The organism is Paenibacillus sp. J31P190 (assembly GCF_059692075.1).
Map to the genome: position 1 here is coordinate 46,610 of NZ_JCAUAS010000026.1, position 21,334 is coordinate 67,943.

Consider the following 21,334-nt stretch of genomic DNA (forward strand, 5'->3'; position numbering starts at 1 on the left):
TATATCGCCATGCTATTGCTGAGCCTTAATCGCGTCTGCCCATTTCTTATCCAGCGATTTGATAATCTCGTCTTTCGTTACTTGCTTCGCGTAGTAGCTTTGCAGAAGCTTCGCTTGTTCATCTGTGACGCCATTAGGAAGAGACAGATCCTGATAAGCCTTCCCTTGAGAAACGTAGCTCATCGCTTCATCGATCCAAGGGAACGATTTATACGTGTGTACCTTAGATACGGGATTGAACTTCAATTCTTGGAACAAGGCTGACGAATCCTTCGGATCAAGGATGTAGTTTAGAAGATCCATGGCAACCTCTTTGTTCTTGCTTGTTGGAGATACCGCTAGAGACGTGGACGTTGATAGGTTAATCATCGTACCTTTCGGGTTATTGCTCACTGGAAGCGGTGCGACGCCGAATTCGATTTTTGGGTTAACCTTTTGAATTGCTTCTGCTTGCCATGGACCTTGAACCCACATTGCCGCTTTTCCGTTAGCGAAATCGGTAGAGCCCTGAGCGCTGCCTACTTCGAATGGCTTATCTGTCCCATTTTGCATAACCATATCAATAATATTGAATACATCCTGTACGTCTTTGTAGGAGGCTTCACCCTTGTTCATCTTTTGGATCCAATCCGGATGCTCCGAAGTTACAATCCCGCCGAGCGACAGAGCCATAATCAGCTGCGGAATCCATGCCTCTTGGAAAGACAACTCGAAAGGTGCCACTTTGTTTGCTTTCAGCTTTTCTACAACCGCTTTCATTTCATCTATTGTTTGAGGAGCTTTCATACCTAAATCATTGAACACCTTCTTATTGTACAAATAACCCCATTCCAAGCTTTCAAGCGGTAATGCGACTATTTTTCCGTCAAAAGTTACCGTCTTTTTAACGTTATCGAACAAGCCTGCCGCAAATGGCTGATTGGATAGGTCACTCAAGTAACCGGCTTTGTAATAACTGGGGACGTCTGCTACAGCGTGCAGGGTGAACAAATCCGGCGCATCATTGGAAGAAAGGCGAGTCTGCAGGATCTGCTTGGCTTGATCAGGATTCGGCATTTCAAGATTGATGGTGACATCAATATTTTTTTCAGCTTTTTCCTTTGCCTTAAATTGCTCAAAATACTTGTCAAATTGATCCTTAAACCGCGGAAAGCCCATAAATACTTTCAATTCTACTTTCTTAGCTGGAGCAGGAGCAGATGCTGCCGGTTTTGAATCTGCCGGAGCTGGCGTTGCCTCTTTTCCGCCATTACTTGAGTTGGTGTTCGTGCCACAACCGACCATTGCGCCCAATAAGGTAACACTCAGCATTAAGTGAAGCGCTTTCTTCATTCTTCATTTCCCCCTAAAGAAGATTAGTAACTACAATTTCAGTATAGAGGAGAAGGCTTTTATGAATCATTTGATGTTATTAGCATTCGTTATTGTACTTTATTGATCTCCGAGCTAATCCTTACGCATTTCTCCTGGTGTGAGTCCGAAATGTTTCTTAAACACCCGATAAAAGTAAGCAATATCGATATAGCCAGTTAGCTCTGCTACTCGTTTGATGGCAAGTCGTTGATCCATGATTAATTCCTTAGCTTTCTCCATCCTCTTACGAACAATATAGTCGGATATATTTTCCCCGATGGAAGCCTTAAATGATCGACTTAGATGCTCCTTGCTCACAAAAAAGTGATGAGCGACCGTCTCAAGGGAAATTGCTTCTTGGTAGTGGCGGTCAATGTAAGCCTGTACGTCCTCGGGGGCCAATCGATTTTTATTTTTGCGGTACGCCTCCATGGCGTCTATGGCATCAATTAACCAATCACGCAGGATGGTATGAATTTCTCCCAAAGAGTACCCACTTAACAACGCTGCACGTTCACGTCGCTCTTCGATCCAAGCTGAATCCAAACCATAATCCGTACCAGCCGAAAACTCTTCCAGCAAGTGCAGAAAATCATGCGCAATTCTAGCCGGTAATCTCCCATCTTGCGTCTCTGTATAACCTTCAGATAAGAGGTCCTCTATCTTTTCCATTGTATGGAGCACAGCGGATCGATTAAGTTCCAAGAGATATTCATAAACCTGCTGCCGGTAATTCAAATAGGTGTCCAGCATCTTTTTATCGGTAAAAACGTGCGTATCCCATGATGCTGGTATTTGCAGTGAAGCCTGCAGCTCCTCTACACACCGAGATAGGGCAGCGTTCAATTCGACTGGATTAATCGGCTTCAATAGATATTCGATGGCACGGGAACGTATCGCCTGCTTCAAATAAACGAAATCGTCAAAGCCGCTCATCACGATAATTTTAACTTCAGGGTATCGTTCATTTAATACCTTCAGGAGCTCCACACCGTCCAGTCCCGGCATTCGCATATCGGTGATCACAATGCTCGGATGCAGCGTCTCAATCAGAACGATTCCTTCCCGCCCGCCATCTGCTTCCCCAATGATATTCAGTCCAAGCTTGTTCCAAGCTCCCAGTGATCTAACGACTTGTCTGGCCCATAGCTCGTCATCGATGATCAATACGTTCAGCATCCGTTTTGCCCCCTTCCTCTTGCGTAACAGCAGCCATTACCAATACAACCAAAGTCCCTACCCCAATCTTGCTAAATATTCGAACACCACAGCCCATGCCGTATTGCAGCTTGAGCCGTGCATGCACATTCCTTAATCCGATTCCCCTTTTCTTTCGTACATCGTTGTTCCTTGCTCGAGGCGCCAGTCGTCCATCTCTCAAATCCGATCGCAAATCGCTTAGACGCTGGTTGTCAACGCCTACCCCATCATCCTTAATGAAGATATAGACTCGTTTACCAATCAGCCTTATCCGAATCTCGATATTCCACTTGCCTTCCTTACGTTGCAGTCCGTGTTCAAACGCATTCTCCAGTATCGGTTGGAGTGTGAATTTTGGAAGCCTTGCAGGAAGTGCCCTCTCATCTGTAGATACATGCATAAAGCAACGATCTGCGAAGCGTTGTTCCTGAATATATAGGTAGTTTCGCATATGCTTAATTTCGTCTTCGAGGGGTACCAAATCACCGTCTGCACTGATGGAATAACGTAAAAGCTCCCCCATTACCCGGGTAATTTCATAAATTTCAGGCGCATCCTTCACCAAGGCCATCCCCCCCATCAAATTCAGGGTATTATTGAGAAAATGCGGGTTGATTTGCGCCTGCAGAGCCATTAATTGCGCATTCTTCAGATCGATTTCCTGTTGATATTCAACCTCGATCAATTCCTTAATTCGCTTCATCATGGAATTATAGCCGTTTTCCAGCAATCCGATTTCGTCCCTGCTTTGGACCGGAGACATTTTAAAATTATGAATATGTGTCATCTTCATCGTTTTGGCAAGCTTGACAATCGGCCTGCTAATCCGAAGCGATACGAAAATGGAAAGCAGAATAGAGGCTATAGCAAATAGAGTTCCTGTTAAAATCCCTGCTTGGATCGTCGGTTGTGCGCTTTGGTTGACTGTGCGAAGTGGAATAACCTTCACGACCGTAAGTTGACCGTCTCCGATTCGTTTCAAGAAATAGAAATCCGTCTTGGTTCTACGAAAGGCCAATTCAAAATCATTCATGTCGAGGCTTTGAAGTTGGGACTGAAGCTCTACGGCATTCATTGTCTCCGTTGAACCCGACAAAAGCTCCCCTTGATCGTTAATCAAGTAGACCGAGCTTTCTGATTCTGATTTTAAAATATCGCTGACTTCCCTCCACACTTGCTTGTTTATACGGACGGAAATACCGCCTAACAGCATACGATCCTCAAATCGGTTCATACTGTGATATGCATAGATGGCACTGCCGGATTGTTTAAAATACATATTGATAGGTGTTTGAAGCATACGTCCCCAGTTGCCTTCCTGAATGTTTAAGGAATAAATGGTTCCGCTGTTTGCATAACTAACTGAAAATGCCTTCTGGATCGGATGAATATATAAATTCAACTCGTCTATCTTTCTGGAGTTTGCATGAAAAGCAGACGTTAGTGTGTTTTTGATATAATTTTGCGTGCTAAATTGGACCCCGATGTCAGGATTGTTCATATCATTAAGTCCAGCCATGAGCGTTTGATTAATTTGTAAGGAATAAAAGAGAATATCGATTTGCTGATGGAGCTCCTCCAAATATTGATCGGCCCATAACATCCTCGAGTTGTTCGCATTAATGATTTCCTTTTCTACGGAACTCCGTGTATTATTCGTGGCAATCCATGTGACGGTTACAACCGGCAGCGTCGTTAAGCAAATCATGAGTACCATCAATCGAAGACGTAGGCTTGTTCGCATCGTAGTAGAATTCCTTTCTGAACGAAGATAGCGCTTACCTTCATGTTACTTTATCTTTTAAGGAATAGCATTCCTAATTCATAATCTTCAGGCAAAATGGAATAAGCGCAAGTATCTCTTGCGCTTATGAATCGAAAGTTCTTATTTATTAAGCTCCCATAGCTTAATTTTAGAGTTGCTACATGCCGATGTCATTCTAATTTATTGATTAACACGATTAGAACATATTGATTTCGTAAAAATAATAAGGAGCTGTCCAAAAGCAAATATAGGGACACAGAAAACAAAAAAATGAGAAGGCAAGGTTCTTACCTTCTCATTTTTTTCTGTCGACTGCCAGGGAAAGTCACCACATCTTTCATTGGCGGAACGTAGAGCCGTTATTTCGGAAATTCTGCACGTGAAATCGAATAAGAGGAACGTGAGGACGCTATTTGATCAAAAAAGAACGATTCAAAGGCAAAAACCGCGAAATAACGCTTCTACGTTCCTCTTTATCCTGATTTCGGGGTTTTTCGTCCAAATAGCGCCTCCTCGTTCCCCCTCTACAGCAAGCATGATCGCCGATTATGAAATCACCGGCTTATGCATGATTGATTTCGAAACGAGACGTTTCGAAGATCATTCAAACACGAATCCAGACCGTCATTTCGCCCGGCTGCCGGTTACCCCACAAATAATACGGTACAGCTTTAAGCTTTACCGGCTCAGACACTTGCTGCTGCGCAAGCGGACGGTACGCCGTATTCTCTTGCCAGGTAGCTCGTTCATCAGCGTGACCCTTCGCTTCAACGACGACCGCTCCACCGAGCAGTTCGGAATCGTAATACGATTGCAGCTCCGTTTCACGATCTAGAGACAAATTCGGAAGCAAGCTGCCGTTGTCCATTTCTTCCAGACAATAAACAAGCGGACCGCGTTCAATAGCAGCTTTGCCCGCATTGGCTCTGATCTCCGGATGCGAGGAGATCAACTGCGCCTCAAGCACGGGCTCCCATTCCACGATGTCTCCCTTTGCCCATTGCCTATTTACGGCTGCATATCCATTCTCAACCTCGTACTCCGAAATCTTGCCGTTAATTTTCATAACAGCTTGCCCATAGCACCAAGACGGAATGCGCAGCGCAAGCGTGAATCCGGCATCCGGAACAGCAGTTAATTCAAACCGCACATAACCTTCCCAAGGAAGACGCGATTGCTGCTTCAGCGCCACTTGACCGACAGCTAATTCGAACAGCGCTTCGCTGCCGATGAAGAGATGCGTATAAACTTTGTTATCCTTAGCAGAAGTTGTATAAATATAATCGTTCAGGGAGGTGAGAAGCCGTGCCACATTCGGTGGGCAGCAGGAGCAGCCGAACCACTTCTGCCGCACTGACTTCACGTGCCTGCGGTCCGGGTTATTTAATGATGCCTTCGGCCATACTTCCAGTGGATTGACATAAAAATAATGCTTACCGTCCTGCGACATACTGCCTAAAACATTGTTGTACAGCGCCCGCTCTAGGACATCAGCGTACTCGCTCTTCGCCTCCAATAGCAGCATGCGGCGGGCGAAAAAGATTAGACCGATGGAAGCACACGTCTCCGCATATACGGTATCGTTGGGCAAGTCGTGGTCGAAGGTAAACGCCTCACCGTGATGCGTCGAGCCGATGCCTCCTGTAATGTACATCTGTCGCTTCGTCGTATTATCCCACAAACGACGGCACGCCTCGAGCAGCTCCCGGTCATCTGTCAGGCTTGCAAGGTCGGCCATCGCCGTATACATATAGACCGCCCGTACAGAATGGCCTATTGCTACGTCCTGTTCACGAACTGGCACATGCGCCTGATTATAGGCTATTTGTTCGATGGTCGGAATTGGCAGCTCCTTCTTCGCCCAATGACTGTACCCACCTCTTTGCTTGCATTCCTCAATCAGAAAGTTCGGCGATTGGCCGCGCTCGTCGATGAAGAATTGCGCTAACTTCAAATAACGCTCCTCTCCCGTCGCATGATACAGCTTCACTAGCGCCAACTCTATTTCCTGGTGGCCGTCATAGCCTCTCAGTTTGCCCGGCTCACGACCAAATACGATGTCGATATAGTCGGCAAATTTGCACACGACATCAAGCAGCCTCCGTTTTCCCGTGGCCTCGTAATACGCAACCGCTGCCTCTATCATATGGCCCGCGCAGTAGAGCTCGTGCGCTTCATGAAGATTCGTCCACTCATTGCCCGGTTCTTTGATCGAGTAATACGTGTTCAGATAACCGTTGCCGTGTTGGGCCTTGGCAATTAGCTCGATCAACTCGTCCGCAGTTCGCTCCAGCTCGGAATCGGGTTGGCTTGCAAGTGAGTATCCGACTGCTTCAATCCACTTCGCCACATCGCTGTCCTGGAAAACCATCCCACCGAATTCGCCTTCTTCCATCCCGGCCGCAATCCGGAAATTACGAATCGCATAACTCGGCTCAGCTTCTGGAATACGGTCGTTAAGCGCCTCCCATTGATAGGGAATAACCGTCCCTCGCACCAGCTCTGTAAATTGATTCCAAAACCCGTCCTGTATGCGTACACGCCTGCTACTCTGCCGCTCGCTCATTGATATCCCCATCTGCATATCCTCCTAGAACTGTACCTGATTTATATGACATTTGATTATCACTCTCATCCAGTTTATCCTTGTATATATGGATGAACTACGAATAAATCAAACCTATTTTTTATAAAATTTCACACAACACTTCGGAGGGGATCGGGAATGAGCAAATCGGGAATCATTTGGATGGAGCTGCCGCCAGTGCCCTATTATATTACGACCGGCTTATCGACCTTAAGTCCGGGAGAGCAGCACCCGAGCCGGCGGAATATCGGCATCTTCGATCTGCTTTGGGTTGTCAAAGGGACGTTATTCATCGGAGAAGAGGATAGTCAGTGGGAGGTAACGGAAGGACAGACACTGCTGCTGCTGCCCGACCGTTATCACTATGCGGTGAAGCCCTGCGAGACGGAGACCGTTTTCTATTGGAATCACTTCGACTTTAAAGGGAGTTGGCTCCAGACGGCGGACAATGCTGCAAACCCAGCCTACCCGGTCCAGCATGCATGGGCAAACCCCTATACGATTCGGATTCGGCAATATGCCTCGCCGCCGGAGTTTACCCTTGCCGAGTGCCACCTTCGCAAAATGCTCGCGTCGTCAGGCCAACATCGCTCGGCGACCTTTTGGAACGAGCAGCAGCTGTTCATGGAGCTGCTGCGTTTATTAGAGGAAGGGTATAGTGGAAGCGACTCTTCCCCTGCCTTAAAGCTCGCGGAGAAAGCTGAAGCTTACCTTCGGCAGTACTTTCAGGCTGACGTGACGAATGAATCGCTTGCGGAGGCCCTTCATTTTCACCCGAACTATATTGTTAGGTGTATGAAAGAGATCTACCACTGTACTCCGATGGAATATCTGCACGAGTATCGACTGGAACAAGCTAAGCTGCTGCTAATCAAAACCGATTGGCCGATCGGGCTGATCGCCGAACGCGTCGGTTTTGGGTACGCCCCCTACTTCTCCAACTGCTTCAAACAGTATGCCGGCACCTCACCTCTGCGTTTCCGCAAGCAGTATTCACATTAGTTTTACTAATTGTGGACCATCGCAGTTTAATTCAAGAACGAGCTGATTTCATTTCTGCTAGAACCGTATCTTCATAGGCATGCTTTTCACCTCGAATGATGTCTTGGACATTTACAGGCTGACCCGTATGTCCGGACTCCAGGGCGGCAAACACGACTCCCAATGCTTCGAGTCCACGTTCAGCGCTGGAAATAGGCTGCTTTTGCTCAGCAATCGCTTCCCACAATTCAATGTAAGAGTGGGCAAAAGGGTTTTCTACAACTTCAGGCGCGTAACGCTGGATGATTTCGGAATGGGTAACAATTGATTTGTCTTCAAGTGTTACGTGCTGACCAGGACGCAAACATCCTTTGCTCCCATAGATCCATACCCCATCAGTCTTCTCGCCGTGGGCTGCTGTGCTGCACATCCAATGACCCAGACCTCCATTCTCAAAACGGAATACAGTGACAGATGTATCTTCTCTGGTAGGGTGAATGGTTGTTTCTCCGTTGTTTAATTCCTTTTCAAAAATTCGCGTATAGGAGAACACTTCTTGGATAGGCCCATTCACTTCCGTGAAGAAATGAGTGCGGTGAACCCCCGTGATCGTTAATCCAGCCTGCGCCCGCTCGGCCTTTCATATGACGCCAAGCAGTTCCAGCAAAAAACGAACGTCCCAGTGTGACCGTTGCGTAATCCATGATCTTATATACATGCCTCTCCACCTCTGCGGCAAAAGTCTCCGCTCTCTCTAACTTAAGATCGCAAACAGCCGTCAGCTGAAAGGTCAGCTTGTTCTCAGCTTTTAATTTCTTCAAGCCTTCCAGATGCGCACTGGAAATCACTCCGCAGCCTATGAACCCGATTTTCATCCAAATCGCCCCATTCCTTTGAACAATGATATAGATAAACTTCTTCGTATCTTAACAAAGGATTGATGCAAATGATTTCAATACACTCTGTTCCTGATTAATTCGCGATCCAGTTCACATTCTGATAATAAGCTCTGCCTCCAAAGAGATTAAGACCGAAATTACCACTGCTGAAATGCGAGTCGTTGACATCCATTAACGGCATGGAGCCACCGTCAAAGTAAATTTTGATATTCGTCCCGCTGGTCACAATTTTCACGTGATAAGTTTTACTGGACTGCAACAGCATTGGCACGCTGCCAATGATTTGCGAGCTGGTAAAGCTGCCGTTCAGCTTGTAGAGTAAACGCAGTGTTTTCAGACTTGGATCGACATTAAAGTAATAGCCGTTCGAGCCTGCAGCATCACCTCGGAAGATGATCGATCCGGCTCCTCCCAACGCATCCAGCTTCATATCAGCTTCATAAGTGAAATTGCCGCCTGTTACCGTGGACATATAGTTGCTATCCAGATCAAAATAACCTGCAATCCCGTCAGCCGTCGGAATCCAATGCGCTTGGTTGGTTAAAGTCCATCCTGTCAAATTCGTGCTGAATGCAGGACCTACCTGTACGACTGTTGTACCCACAATCGAGCCGGACTGTGTCGTTGCTGTAATTACGGCGCGTCCTGGACTAACCCCGGTGATATTGGCACTGCGTGCATCCACAGTAGATACAGTCGCAATTGCCGTATTGCTGCTGCTCCAAGTCAAATTCTTATTCGTTGCGGTACGCGGCAATACAGTCGTGTAGAACTGCTGCGTCCAACCAACGCCGATTTCCAGCTTGGGTTTATCCATCACAACTTTTTGCGGAATGGTTCCGCTAGTCGGTTCGTAGCGCCATGTATTAGCTAGCGGATACACACTCATAGAAACTACAGTCACATTACCGCCTGTCGCATAGAAATTCAAGCCGTCACGGGCCGAATCCGGTAGTATAATGTCGGAGAAGACGACCTTGCCGTCATTGCCGAATACCTCTACGGAGGATTCATCGACATAGATGTGCATTTTCACATGGTTGCTTACTGGGCTGACGACTACATCATTTCGCGAAGCAAAATTAGCTGTGAAATCAGTCCTGCCCGCATTCACACGGTCCACGAACATTTTGGAAGAAGGCGGCTGATAACCTACAACGGTTTTTTGATTGCCAAGCTCTCTAAGGCTAAGCCCAAACTCGGAGGCTGCGCCCGATGTAGGAATCAGGAAATCAGCATCGATTTCGTAAGCGTTGCCGGATAAGCCGGACAACAAATTCGTGCTCGTCGGTGTGATGGTTACGTTGTTAAATGTAGTCGCTGCGCCTCTTAGATTATTCATCTCAGTAACTGGTTTCTGGGCAAGCCGCACACCCTCCGGATACGTTACCAGTATAAGCTCGCGCGGTATCGACAATTGCCCGTGGAACGGGAACGTTGGCTCACTAAATGGATGATCCCAGTTGCTCATCCAGCCGATTTCAATTCGGCGCGCATTCGAAGGAATGTCCGAGAAGGTTATAGCCGCATACATATCTTTGCCATATTCGCTTCTAAGCACGGTGCTGGCCGGATTGTCGCTGGTAAAAGTCGACCCGTCGAAGGAACCTACAAAATATTCAGACGAGGAACCATTCGTTTGCGTCGCTGGACCTGTACTAATCGAAAGCACCCATTTCTTGTTCGTTGTTGATGCGTCTACCCCAAGCAGAAAGAAATCAGGGCATTCCCATGTACCTCCGTGCAGATAAGCGCCAAAACCAAATGAACTTGTGTATGTCCAGGTGAGCAGGTTAGTGGACGTGTAGAAACGGATATTATCCCCGCCGGATACCACCATGACCCATTCATTGTGGTCGCTGTCCCAAACAACCTTAGGGTCACGGAAGTCCCATCCGCCGTTCACGCCGCCGGGATTTTGCACAATTGGATTGCCTGAATACTGCAGCCACGTTCTCCCTTTGTCGGTGCTGTAGGCGAGACTGATTTTCTGATTGCCGCCGACTTTGTCGGGATCATAATTCGTGTAGTAAGCAACGAGTCCAGAGCCGCCGCCAAACAATCCTGTCACATTGTTCGTATCCACGACCGCCGAACCTGACCAGGCATTGCCCAAATCATTGAAGGGAAGCGCGATAGGGAGACGTTTCCAATGCGTAAGGTCCGTGCTGACCGCATGCCCCCATCGGCCTTCGTCCTGATGAAACAGATGATATTCACCCGCATAATAGACAAGTCCATTGGGATCGCTTGCCTTGCTTGCTTCCTGCGTATAGTGATACCCAGGACGGTACATTTCATTCGAATATGCGCTTAAATCGGTCAAAGTCACATTCTGAAAGTAAGCTGTTCCATTATACGTATTCAGTCCAATTTTACCTGTGGAATAGGTGCTGTCAGTCGCATTAATCGCCAAAGTTGCATAGCCATCTACATATACTTTGATGGATGATCCGCTTGCGATGATCTCAACATGGTACGTTTTTCCTGTATCAATCGTACGTGTTGAGGTGGCGATCGTCGTTCCGACGCCCACTTTAATTAAGCGGATTTGATCCAGGTTAGGATCAATGTTGAGTACATAACCGCTGGCAGCGCTTGCATTCGCACGGAAAAGAAGCCCTGCTGTTGCGAAAGGTGTACCGGCATCCACTTTCAAGTCGCCTTCAAGCACGAAATCGGACGCTGTGTTCGCTGCGATTCGGAACGCGTCCGCCGCCCCGGTGCTAATGGCTTTTACACCGTCCAGATGCGGAGTCCAATTTCCATTGATGGCCGTCCATCCAGCTAAATTCGTATTCGCGTCACTGATCAGAATTTTTTGGAATTTTGCGCTTCCGTTATAGACATTGAGCCCGACAAAGCCTGACGAATAAGCTGAATTCGTAACCGTCATAATCGGATCATAGCCATCCGCCTGCAAGTAATTGGTTTGCAAATAGACCCTCATCACATTGCCTTCAGCTTTCACCTTTATATGATAAACTTTGCCGGTATCCAGGGTGACTGTTTGCGTACCGAGCGTTACATCGCCGCTGATATTGAACAGACGAAGCCTGTCCAGATTCGGGTCTATCTGCAGGCCGTATCCCTGTGTTGCGCTGGAATTCGTACGAAAAAGCAGCGTGGATACCGCGTAAGTGTCTTCAATAAGCACATCCGCCTCATACGTAAAATTATCCGAGCTCGTAGATGAGATTGCATATGCATTTTGCCCGCTGGAAGCCGTCCCTCTCCAGCCTTGTGTCGTAGGCGTCCATGTCCCTGATGTCACATTCCAGCCTGTTACATTCGTCGTTGTTTCGTACTGATAAACATTCTGGAAATAAGCCGTTCCGTTATACACGTGGTAGCCCAAGTTCCCTGTGGAATACTTCGTATCACTGACAGAAATCGCCAGCACGTTTCCTAGATATACTTTGATTTGCGCTCCATCAGCCGTGACCTTCAAATGATAAGCAGTACCTGTATTAATCGTTGTTGCGTACAGTGTCCCCACATCGGAGCCAGTAGCATAGTCGAAAAGCCTTACACGATCGAGATTCGGGTCTATGCTGACCACGTACCCTTTGGTACCGTCTTCGCTGGCTCGGAAGACTAGGGAACCTACGCCGAATGCAGAGGCGCTGTCTACCGTCACATCGGCTTCGTAAACAAAATTAGTCCCTGCTGTTGTTGTCGACATGGCAAAAGCATTCGTATTCGCTGCGCTTACTCCCTTAACTCCGCTGCCTGACTGGATAGACCAGGTTCCGGATATCGGTGTATAGCCTGGCATATTTGAATTGAAGCTTGAAGCGTAAGCTGTCGTAACGCCTAATGACGCCGTACATGCAACGAAAAGAATTAGAAGTGCTTTCAACATCCATTTAAACCGTATTTTCATAGATACTCATCTCCTATTCATTGTACATGTAAGCGCTTTCTGTTTAGTAATGAGAAAAGCGCTTCACGCGCTCATCTTTCTATCCATGACCTGCTTACCCTTGCATTGTTAACTTCCATGCGTCCAAGCTTTCCAGAGATACTTCCCCATTCCTCGCGAACAGCTTGATTCCCAGGCTGTCAGGTTTCGGGTAAATGCGGTTCGTTACGGTTTTCAGCCCGTTATTAGCAAACAGCTCAACAGAAGAGCGATCAATGAATATCTGCAGCTTAATGCAGCCATCCTCCAGTGGATTCAGATCCACTTCACACACACCTTTTTCGCCCGAACCAGAGTGATTACGATCCACTCTAAGCTTCCGGTCAGCAGCCGAATAGCTCACTTCCGTGTACTCGGAACCATCCTCTGAACAGCGAAGAAGCAGACCGAACTCAGCATCGCCAGCTGATTGATTCGTGTTAAAAACGGCGATAAGTTCAAGCGCATCTCCATGAATTTCTGGCAAAGGTACTTCCGTATCCGCACAGATGGACAGATTGCTGACACGCTGATGAGTCCCGCGCATGGCTCTCACTTCCTCCACAGGCAGTATCCGCAGCGTTCCGTCGTCATCAGAAAGTTTCAGCTCGCGAGGCAGGGTAAAAGCCCCCATCCAGCCATGCTCCTGCTCCGGCATTTGAGCGCCCCAAATATTCATCCAGCCAATGAGAATACGCCTTCCCTGTCCGTCCACGAACGTTTGCGGAGCATAGAAATCGAAGCCATAGTCTAGCCGCTCTGAGTAACGGTAGTCGAATATTCCGGTCTCATAGCTAAGCCTGCCGATTAGATACATCGTCTTGGTCATTCCCATATTCATAGGGGAAATCACCAGCACGTGATCATCCCCGTTCCCTAGCGGAAACAAATCAGGGCATTCCCACATATCCCCCATCGTGCCATCGCTTTCAGCTGCGACTCCGATATAGCTCCAATCCCGCAGATCAGAAGACTTATACAGCAGCGCTTTGCCTAAACCGTCTTTCCCGTATCCAATAACCATGTACCATACATCATTATGCTGCCAAACCTTCGGATCCCGAAATCCGAAGCCACCTTCCTCTGGCGCGCCAGCAATAACTGGGTTATAGGCAGCTTTGTTGAAAGTAACCCCATCTGTGCTTGTTGCAATGCACTGAACCTCAGTGGGAGTGCGTCCATCAACATGCCCCGAGTAGATCAACGTCAGCACACCGTTATCGTCCACAGCGCTGCCCGACCAGCAGCCGTATCCACCGCTTTCTCCCATATCGTAAATTTCTGATGGAGCCAACGCTACGGGCAGATGCTCCCAGTTCACCAAGTCTTTACTTTTGGCATGCCCCCAGTGCATCGGCCCATTCTTTGGCTCATAAGGATTGTGTTGATAAAACACATGATATTCATGATTAAAATAAATCAGGCCATTCGGATCATTCATCCAGCCCGATGGAGGCATCAAATGATAGTAAAGCCTGTAGTTCCCCTCTGCCACTGCTGCAGTAGCTTGCTCCAACGCCTTATTGGCTAGATCGACTCTTTCCTTATGAACTCTGTTCCGTTCCATATCTACTTGATGACTCATCCTATCTCACCCTCGTTCCTAATCTCTTATTACACATTTCCTACTTTGATTAACGTATGAATTTCTTCTATTGTACCAAGGGAAGGAATGGCGCCTTTTCGAGTTGTTGCTAAAGCACCCGCTGCATTCGCGAAGCTAAGTGCGTTACATAATTCTGTTTCGCTCCAAGCCTGCAAAGGTTTTCCCAGCTTTAACACTTCATGTAGAAAGGCTCCGAGAAAGCCATCCCCTGCCCCTGTTGTATCAACGGTATGAACAGAATAGCTATCCACCTTCCCCCACCAATCGTTCATTCGATAAAATGAGCCTTTGGGTCCCGCTGTTACTAATAGCAGCCCAATTGAATACCGCTCCATTAACTGTTTGGACGCAATTTCTATATCCTGCTGCCCTGTCAAGAAAATGATCTCTTCTTCGGATACTTTCACGAGGTCAGCCAATCTCAAGCCCGCATGAATAGCCTCCCTAGCATGCTGTTCGTCCTCCCACAAAGAAGGACGCCAGTTGGGATCATAAGAAATAAGCGCACCTTTCTCCTTGGCCTTCTGCGCGGACTTTATTGTGGCTGAGTAGGAAGGCTCCGCCGTCATCGAGATGGATCCAAAGTGAAAAATCCGCGTTCCCTCCAGCATGGCCAGATTCACTTCATCCTCTCTCAACAGCTGGTCAGCACCAGGCTTTCGTGAGAAATGAAAGGATCTCTCGCCTTGCGAATCCAAATGAATGAAGGCCATTGTCGTATGGGCCTCGTCAGATGTGATAAGCCCGCTATCTGACACACCCTGCTGCAGTAAAGCTTGCCGCAAATACCTACCAAAGGGATCATTGCCCACCTTCCCAATGAACCCGGTCTTCAGGCCGAGCTTAGCTATAGCGGCCACAACGTTCACAGGAGCTCCTCCCGGATTGCGCTCAAACATAGGCTGCCCGGCGTCTGATAAACCTTGAGGTGTAAAATCAATTAAGTACTCCCCTAGTGCAACCGCATCATAATTCATCTTAAGTTTCCTTTCTCCTCATTATGCAAGCTCCTTGGATCAACCCTTAATACCTGACATCGTGATCCCCTGAATATAGTAGCGCTGTAAGAATAAAAACAGCAGCAGAATCGGCACTGTCGATAACGTGTTCGCCGCTAACACTTTTGACCAATCCGTCCCTTCGTTAGAGGAAAACGTGGAAATACCTACTTGGATCATTTGCATCTTCTGATCATTGATGACAATGAGCGGCCAGAGGTAGGAATCCCAATTGCCCAGGAATGTCATAAGGCCGAGTGTAATTAATGCAGGAACTGCTGCCGGAAGCACGATGGATACGAAAGTGCGCGGTAGACTAGCTCCATCTATGCGTGCCGCTTCCATCATTTCATTCGGAACCTCTGCGAAAAATTGCCGCAGCATAAAAATGCCAAACACGGATAACATCGAAGGTACGATCAGCGCTTTATAAGAATTAAGCCAGCCCAGATCATGCATGAGCAAATAGTTTGGCACGAGCGTAACTTCACCCGGTATAATCATCGCGGACATAAACAGAGCGAAAACGACTGTTTTAAAGCGAAACCTGAGTTTAGCAAACGCAAAAGCCGCCATCGAATTAATGATTAGCACTAGCGCAGTTACGATCGAAGCCACGAATAGAGTATTCCAGATATAACGAAGAAACGGATTGCGTGCATTGAAAATGACATTATGAAAATTACGTCCCGTCCATTCCACAGGGATCAGCAGATGAATATTCAGAGACGTATATTTAAAAAGCTCCTGGTACGGACGAAATGAGCCGGCGACCATCCATAGGATCGGAGCGACAGAAATCAGAGCGATCACAATCATGATGATCATTCTTACGATGTTGGTTACCCTCTTCACAGCGATTCCCTCCTAATATAGGGATCTTTGAGCGGTGCTCAAAGTCTCTCCTCTTTGGGATCTTTGAGCGGTGCTCAAAGTCTCTCCTCTTTAATCAGTATCTTTGTTAAAAAGCTTCATTTGGATAAGTGAAATGGTCAACACAATCGCAAAGAGCACAAAAGCCGCCGCTGTCGCATACCCCATTCTCATTTGCGTAAAAGCCTGCTTATAAATATAGAAAACAACCGTCTCCGTCGAGCTGTTAGGTCCTCCATTCGTCAACACGAATACGAGCCCAGAAAGTTTGATCGCATCTATTGTGGTCATAATGACAACGAAGGCCATGGTCCGATTCAACAACGGAAGCGTAATCTTGAAAAATTGCTGAAATCTCGATGCGCCATCCACTCTGGCAGCTTCGTAAAGATCGGGGGAAATATTGTTCAGACCTGCCAGGAAGATAATCATAAAAAATCCGGCGCCTTTCCAGATCCCGAGCACAATAATGCCATTCATCGCCGTGTCCGGATCAGAGAGAAAGCTCGTAACCGGCAGGTGCAGAGCCTTGAGAATACTGTTCAAGAGCCCAAACTCTTTGTTGTAAATCAGCTTAAATACCGTTGCAGCCACCGCTGTCGAAATAATAACCGGGATAAAATAAAGCGTCCGGAACAGTCCTGCCGCCGCTGTTTTCTTCTGGATCAATAATGCTAACCCCAGAGCGATGCTCGTTTGAATCGGAATCACGATAATTGCAAAATAAAACGAATGCTTCAGACTGTTAAAGAAGGCGCGGTCCTTCATCAGATGAGCATAATTATCCATTCCGACAAATACATCGCCTGCGCCTACTAACGAATAGTTTTTAAAGCTGATGATGAAGGCTTGCAGCATTGGGTAGAACACGAAGACAAGCAATAAGGCTATCGCCGGTAAAATAAACCAGAATGCAGTAGCTTGCTCATGTCTTCGGAAGCTTTGCGATTTTTTTGTGGTTTCTACCACTGTTTGTATCGCAGTATCCATGGTACATCTCTCCATTCCACTTCTATCAATTTGTATCGTAAACAAAAACCTTGAAGCTCGAAACCACACCGCCATCTGGGCTAATCGCTTTGATCTCCGCCTGTCCGGCCTGAACGCCCTTCACCATAACTCCTCCGTCAACAGCTGAAACTGTAGCTATCGCATCGCTGCTAGACTGCCATTTCAACAGCTGCGGAGCGCTTAAAGGAATGACCGAAGCTTCGACCAGCTGACTGCCATTCACTGGCATATCGAGTGTACTCTTACTTAGCACAATCCGCTGCGGCTTGGCAGCATCCACATCTTCATTGCGCCATACCGTTTGCATCGGATAATACTGCGTACTCTCCAGCGTGACGCTGCCTTCCAAAGCAGTTAGCTCCAGTCGGTTACTCGTCGGATCCGGGAATATCAGGCTGGAGATGACAACCTCGCCATCGTTCCCAAACACCTCAAGACTAGATTCATCTACGAAAAATCGGAGCTTAAGCTTGCCGTCCTTCAGCTTCAGCGGCGCCGAAACTTTCTCAGCGAAGCCCTTCTCGAACGAGGTGATGCCAGAGTGTGTTCGATCTACCGTCAACTGCTCCGTCTTGGCATCATAGCTAACGCCTGTTTCTTGGTCGCTTCCTTTTCTTAGCTTGAACGCCAATTTCGCATTCGGCTGAACAGATAGTTCGGTAACCAACTCATAGGATGTTCCTTTGATGACGTCGAACGGATTATGTCCTGCAGATAACGCCTGCTTGGACACAATTACTTCCTTACCGCGCAAAGTCTGAAGTTCCTTAATCGGCTCCTGAATCAGCCGCAAACCTAGATCAGGGATATTCCTCAGCCTAAGCTCGCGGGGGATGGACATGTTCCCCTTCCAGCTGCCCGTTGGCATCGCGAATGGATAACGCCAATTCGACATCCAGCCCAGCCAGATGCGGCGTCCATCTTTGGCCGGGATATCTGAGTAGGACACAGCCGCATAGAAATCTTTACCGTAATCCGTCCAAAGCACATCCGATGGCTTATTATCATTCTTGAACGTTAGCCCGTCGAACGTACCGACGAAGTATTGCGCAGTGGAACCCTTCGTTGTGTTGTTACTGCCGATACTTACCGCCAGTACCCACTTCTTTGCTTTGGAGCCCTCTACCGGCAGTTCGAACAAGTCCGGGCATTCCCATACGGCCGCGTGCGAGCCTTGATCGCTTCCGAATTCGCTGGTCATTTTCCACGATTTGAGGTCGGGTGATGTATAGAAACGAACACGGTTATCCACAGACACTACCATCACCCAAGAATGGGTAGGCGCGTGCCAGATGACCTTCGGATCTCGAAAATCCTTCAATCCCTGATTCGGAATCACTGGGTTTCCTTCATATTTGGTCCAAGTCCGGCCTTTATCCGAGCTGTAGGCAATGCTTTGCGACTGAACGCCGCCTTTGAAATGGGTAAAAATCGCGACCAATCCCGCCTTGCCGCCAAAAAATCCGCTTGTATCCTTGCTATCTACCACCGCGCTACCAGACCAAATTTCTCCCAAGGCATCCCGAGCCAGAGCTACCGGGAGATGCTCCCAGTGGATCAGATCTTTACTTACCGCATGTCCCCATTGGCCACTGTTTTGATAAAACTGGTGATACTCACCTTCGAAATAAACCATCCCATTCGGATCACTCATATTCCCGGATTCCGGTGATAAGTGATACTGCGGACGGAACTTTTCTGTATAATAATTCGGATCACTCGCATACGTAAAAGCTGAGCTTTCTGCAGCATCCGACGACCTACCATACTCTTTAACCAGAACAGCCACCCCCAATCCTAGAAGTACGACCGCGGCAGCACCAACTGCCCATAACCCTAATTTCTTCCGCATACTTCCTCCTTGTGCATGTCGCCATCATTTTCTGTATGGCTATTGTACCGAGTCCGAACGAAGAAAGATTTCAAAATCATCGGGAGTTGCCTTTCAATTTTATTTGCAGTAGTTAAATACTTTCAGGTAGCTAGCTTTTCATCCTACCAACGACAAATAAGAGCCTCTAAAGGCTCTTATTCCGCTCCATTTGCCACTTTCCGCGCAAATAGAAGCTCCCAAAGGCTCTTATTTCTCCAAGAAGCCAGCTTTTCATCATGTCAGCGACAAATAAGAGCCTCTAAAGACTCTTATTCCGCTCCATTTGCCACTTTCCACGCAAATAGAAGCTCCCAAAGACTCTTATTTCTCTCAGTAGCTTGCTTCCCACCATACCAACGACAAATAAGAGCCTTTAAAGGCTCTTATTCCGCTCTTTTAACCACTTTCCAAGCAGATAGAAGCTCCCAAAGACTCCTATCTCTCTCAGTAGCTTGCTTCCCACCATACCAACGAAAAATAAGAGCCTCTAAAGACTCTTATTCCGCTCTTTTTGCCACTTTCCACGCAAATAGAAGCTCCCAAAGGCTCTTATTTCTCCAAGTAGCTAGCTTTTCCCTTATGCGACAAACGCATATAGGACTGCTCTCAAGGTCTAATTGATCTTTTGGAACAGCCCTATTTCAAATCTGCATCTGTTAGCTGCTACACTTTCTTACTTAGTAGTTCTTCCCGATACTCCTTTGGTCCTTTGCCATAATACTTCTTAAAAGCGGTGCTAAAGTAACTCGAGCTGGAATAGCCAACCAGCGTAGCAATATCCGTAAGCTTCAGTTCATTTTCTTTCAGTAGCACCGCGGCCTTACTTAGACGCAATTTCGTGACATAGTCACTAAAAGTAAGGCCCACGCTCGTCTTAAACAAGCCGGACAAGTAGGTCTCGTTAAGATGAAACATGTCCGCAAGAGAAGCCAGCGTGAGCTCATAGGAGAAGTTCTCATCCACATAATTGCGAATCGCTTCAATCATCTGCTGACCACTGGAGAACCTCGTTTTCCTCACTTCATTCATCACCAATTGCGCCATTTCATGAAGCTGTTCCAACACTTGCTCTCTAGAGGAATAGTCTCTTACCGTCATTTGACAGTTCCATAAATAGCTTTGCAGCGATGCGTCACCAAGTTCGAATTTCTTGGCTATCGCATTAAACAGCAGAATAATCCTGAGCGTCAAAAAGGTAAATACAAACATCGGCGTGTCTCGATCAGCGGAGAAAATGGTATGCAGCTGCTTAGTAAATGCAGGCATATCCAGACTTTCAATGGTTTGCATCAGCTTTCGCTCTACTTCCGGCGAGAAAGTATGTGTCATGGCCAGCATATTTCGGTTGGGCTCAGCCTTGTCGGATTGGATCGTACCTTGGCTCCAGGCCAACATGCTGGATGCATAACCGTCCTTCAACTGCCTTAACCCATGAATTGGCTCACCAATGCCGACTACACTCTCGACTCTCAAGTAGCTTTTGATATTCCGCTTGAGCTTGCGCACGAAGTCATCCATGAAACGACTATGCTGCACAGGATCTTGAATAAGAATCAGAAAATGCATCATGGCTGGATGACTAATGGGATAAAAGGGATACACCTGCTCCCAATTTTCAGCAGACTCCCGGCAAAGCATCTGGAATGCCAGATAGAGTAAATCTTTCCGCTCACTCCAGTCGTCCAAACGTCCTTGTGGAATTCTCATCTCCACCGTCACAAACTGCGCATGTACATCATCTATGGTCAAAGAAGACAGCTGTAATTGCTGCATCCGTTCTTTCACGGTTGACACACTAAACCATTCATCCTTCACCAGCTGCCAAATTAATTGCTCCTGCATCAGTTGAAGCTGTTGATGATTCTTCATTTCCTCTTGGTCTTGTTCTCGTATTCGATTGCGGTCATCTTCCAATTCACCAGACAGCTTGGCAAGGAGTGCCGTTAATTCACTGCGCACCACAGGCTTTAGCAAATAATCTTTCACACCCAACTGGATGGCCGCCTTCATATATTCAAAATCCGAGTAGCCCGAAAGCACGATGATACGAAGTTGGGGGAACTTCTCCTTACTAGCTTTGATGAACGCTATACCGTCCATTTGCGGCATTCGGACATCCGTAATCACAACATCGGGCAGCGGCTGCTCACTAAGTATCTGCATAGCCTCCAGACCATTAGCTGCTTCGAATTCAATTTGGAATCCGGCGGATTTCCAATCGATTTTAGCTTTAATACTGTTTCGTACACCGACTTCGTCATCAATCAGCATGATTCTGTACATC

General features: G+C 47.3%; 14 protein-coding genes. 1 reads left to right on the forward strand and 13 read right to left on the reverse strand.

Annotation, left to right across the window (positions count from 1 at the left end):
• Window positions 1-12 precede the first annotated feature (12 nt).
• The 4 genes from AC58U0_RS30915 to AC58U0_RS30930 all read right to left on the reverse strand — a co-directional run bounded on the left by AC58U0_RS30915 (window position 13) and on the right by AC58U0_RS30930 (window position 6,896).
• Window positions 13-1,332: an ABC transporter substrate-binding protein gene (locus tag AC58U0_RS30915; RefSeq protein WP_497382643.1), complete on the reverse strand. Its 1,320-nt coding sequence runs from the start codon at window positions 1,330-1,332 to the stop codon at window positions 13-15.
• 114 nt (window positions 1,333-1,446) lie between these two features.
• Window positions 1,447-2,532, reverse strand: a complete 1,086-nt coding sequence (locus tag AC58U0_RS30920) for a response regulator (protein ID WP_497382644.1) — start codon at window positions 2,530-2,532, stop codon at window positions 1,447-1,449.
• Entirely contained in the window at window positions 2,507-4,297 is a 1,791-nt protein-coding gene (locus tag AC58U0_RS30925) for a sensor histidine kinase (protein ID WP_497382645.1), read from the reverse strand. The genes AC58U0_RS30920 and AC58U0_RS30925 overlap by 26 nt, the downstream gene beginning before the upstream one ends.
• Window positions 4,298-4,922: 625 nt before the next feature.
• Window positions 4,923-6,896 carry a glycoside hydrolase family 127 protein gene (locus AC58U0_RS30930; RefSeq protein WP_497382646.1) on the reverse strand — a complete coding sequence of 658 codons (1,974 nt, stop codon included), beginning with the start codon at window positions 6,894-6,896 and terminating at the stop codon, window positions 4,923-4,925.
• 147 nt (window positions 6,897-7,043) lie between these two features.
• Here AC58U0_RS30930 and AC58U0_RS30935 point away from each other — a divergent pair, with 147 nt between their 5' ends.
• Complete coding sequence (locus AC58U0_RS30935; RefSeq protein ID WP_497382647.1) at window positions 7,044-7,907, forward strand: helix-turn-helix transcriptional regulator; 864 nt, start codon at window positions 7,044-7,046, stop codon at window positions 7,905-7,907.
• Between the two features lie 31 nt (window positions 7,908-7,938).
• Here AC58U0_RS30935 and AC58U0_RS30940 read toward each other — a convergent pair whose 3' ends face one another.
• The 9 genes from AC58U0_RS30940 to AC58U0_RS30980 form a co-directional block, all read right to left on the reverse strand.
• Entirely contained in the window at window positions 7,939-8,460 is a 522-nt protein-coding gene (locus tag AC58U0_RS30940) for a Gfo/Idh/MocA family protein (RefSeq protein WP_497382648.1), read from the reverse strand.
• A complete protein-coding gene (locus AC58U0_RS30945; RefSeq protein ID WP_497382649.1) occupies window positions 8,414-8,761 on the reverse strand; it encodes a hypothetical protein in 348 nt (115 codons plus the stop codon). The genes AC58U0_RS30940 and AC58U0_RS30945 overlap by 47 nt, the downstream gene beginning before the upstream one ends.
• A gap of 97 nt (window positions 8,762-8,858) precedes the next feature.
• Complete coding sequence (locus tag AC58U0_RS30950; RefSeq protein WP_497382650.1) at window positions 8,859-12,671, reverse strand: GH32 C-terminal domain-containing protein; 3,813 nt, start codon at window positions 12,669-12,671, stop codon at window positions 8,859-8,861.
• Between the two features lie 94 nt (window positions 12,672-12,765).
• Window positions 12,766-14,274: a glycoside hydrolase family 32 protein gene (locus AC58U0_RS30955; RefSeq protein WP_497382651.1), complete on the reverse strand. Its 1,509-nt coding sequence runs from the start codon at window positions 14,272-14,274 to the stop codon at window positions 12,766-12,768.
• 29 nt (window positions 14,275-14,303) lie between these two features.
• A complete protein-coding gene (locus AC58U0_RS30960; RefSeq protein WP_497382652.1) occupies window positions 14,304-15,272 on the reverse strand; it encodes a PfkB family carbohydrate kinase in 969 nt (322 codons plus the stop codon).
• Window positions 15,273-15,311: 39 nt separating this feature from the next.
• Window positions 15,312-16,148 carry a carbohydrate ABC transporter permease gene (locus AC58U0_RS30965; RefSeq protein ID WP_047687484.1) on the reverse strand — a complete coding sequence of 279 codons (837 nt, stop codon included), beginning with the start codon at window positions 16,146-16,148 and terminating at the stop codon, window positions 15,312-15,314.
• Between the two features lie 90 nt (window positions 16,149-16,238).
• A complete protein-coding gene (locus AC58U0_RS30970) occupies window positions 16,239-17,156 on the reverse strand; it encodes a carbohydrate ABC transporter permease (RefSeq protein WP_497382653.1) in 918 nt (305 codons plus the stop codon).
• A gap of 25 nt (window positions 17,157-17,181) precedes the next feature.
• A complete protein-coding gene (locus tag AC58U0_RS30975; RefSeq protein WP_497382654.1) occupies window positions 17,182-19,029 on the reverse strand; it encodes a GH32 C-terminal domain-containing protein in 1,848 nt (615 codons plus the stop codon).
• Window positions 19,030-19,713: 684 nt separating this feature from the next.
• Window positions 19,714-21,333, reverse strand: a complete 1,620-nt coding sequence (locus tag AC58U0_RS30980; protein ID WP_497382655.1) for a response regulator transcription factor — start codon at window positions 21,331-21,333, stop codon at window positions 19,714-19,716.
• Between the last annotated feature and the right edge of the window lies 1 nt (window position 21,334).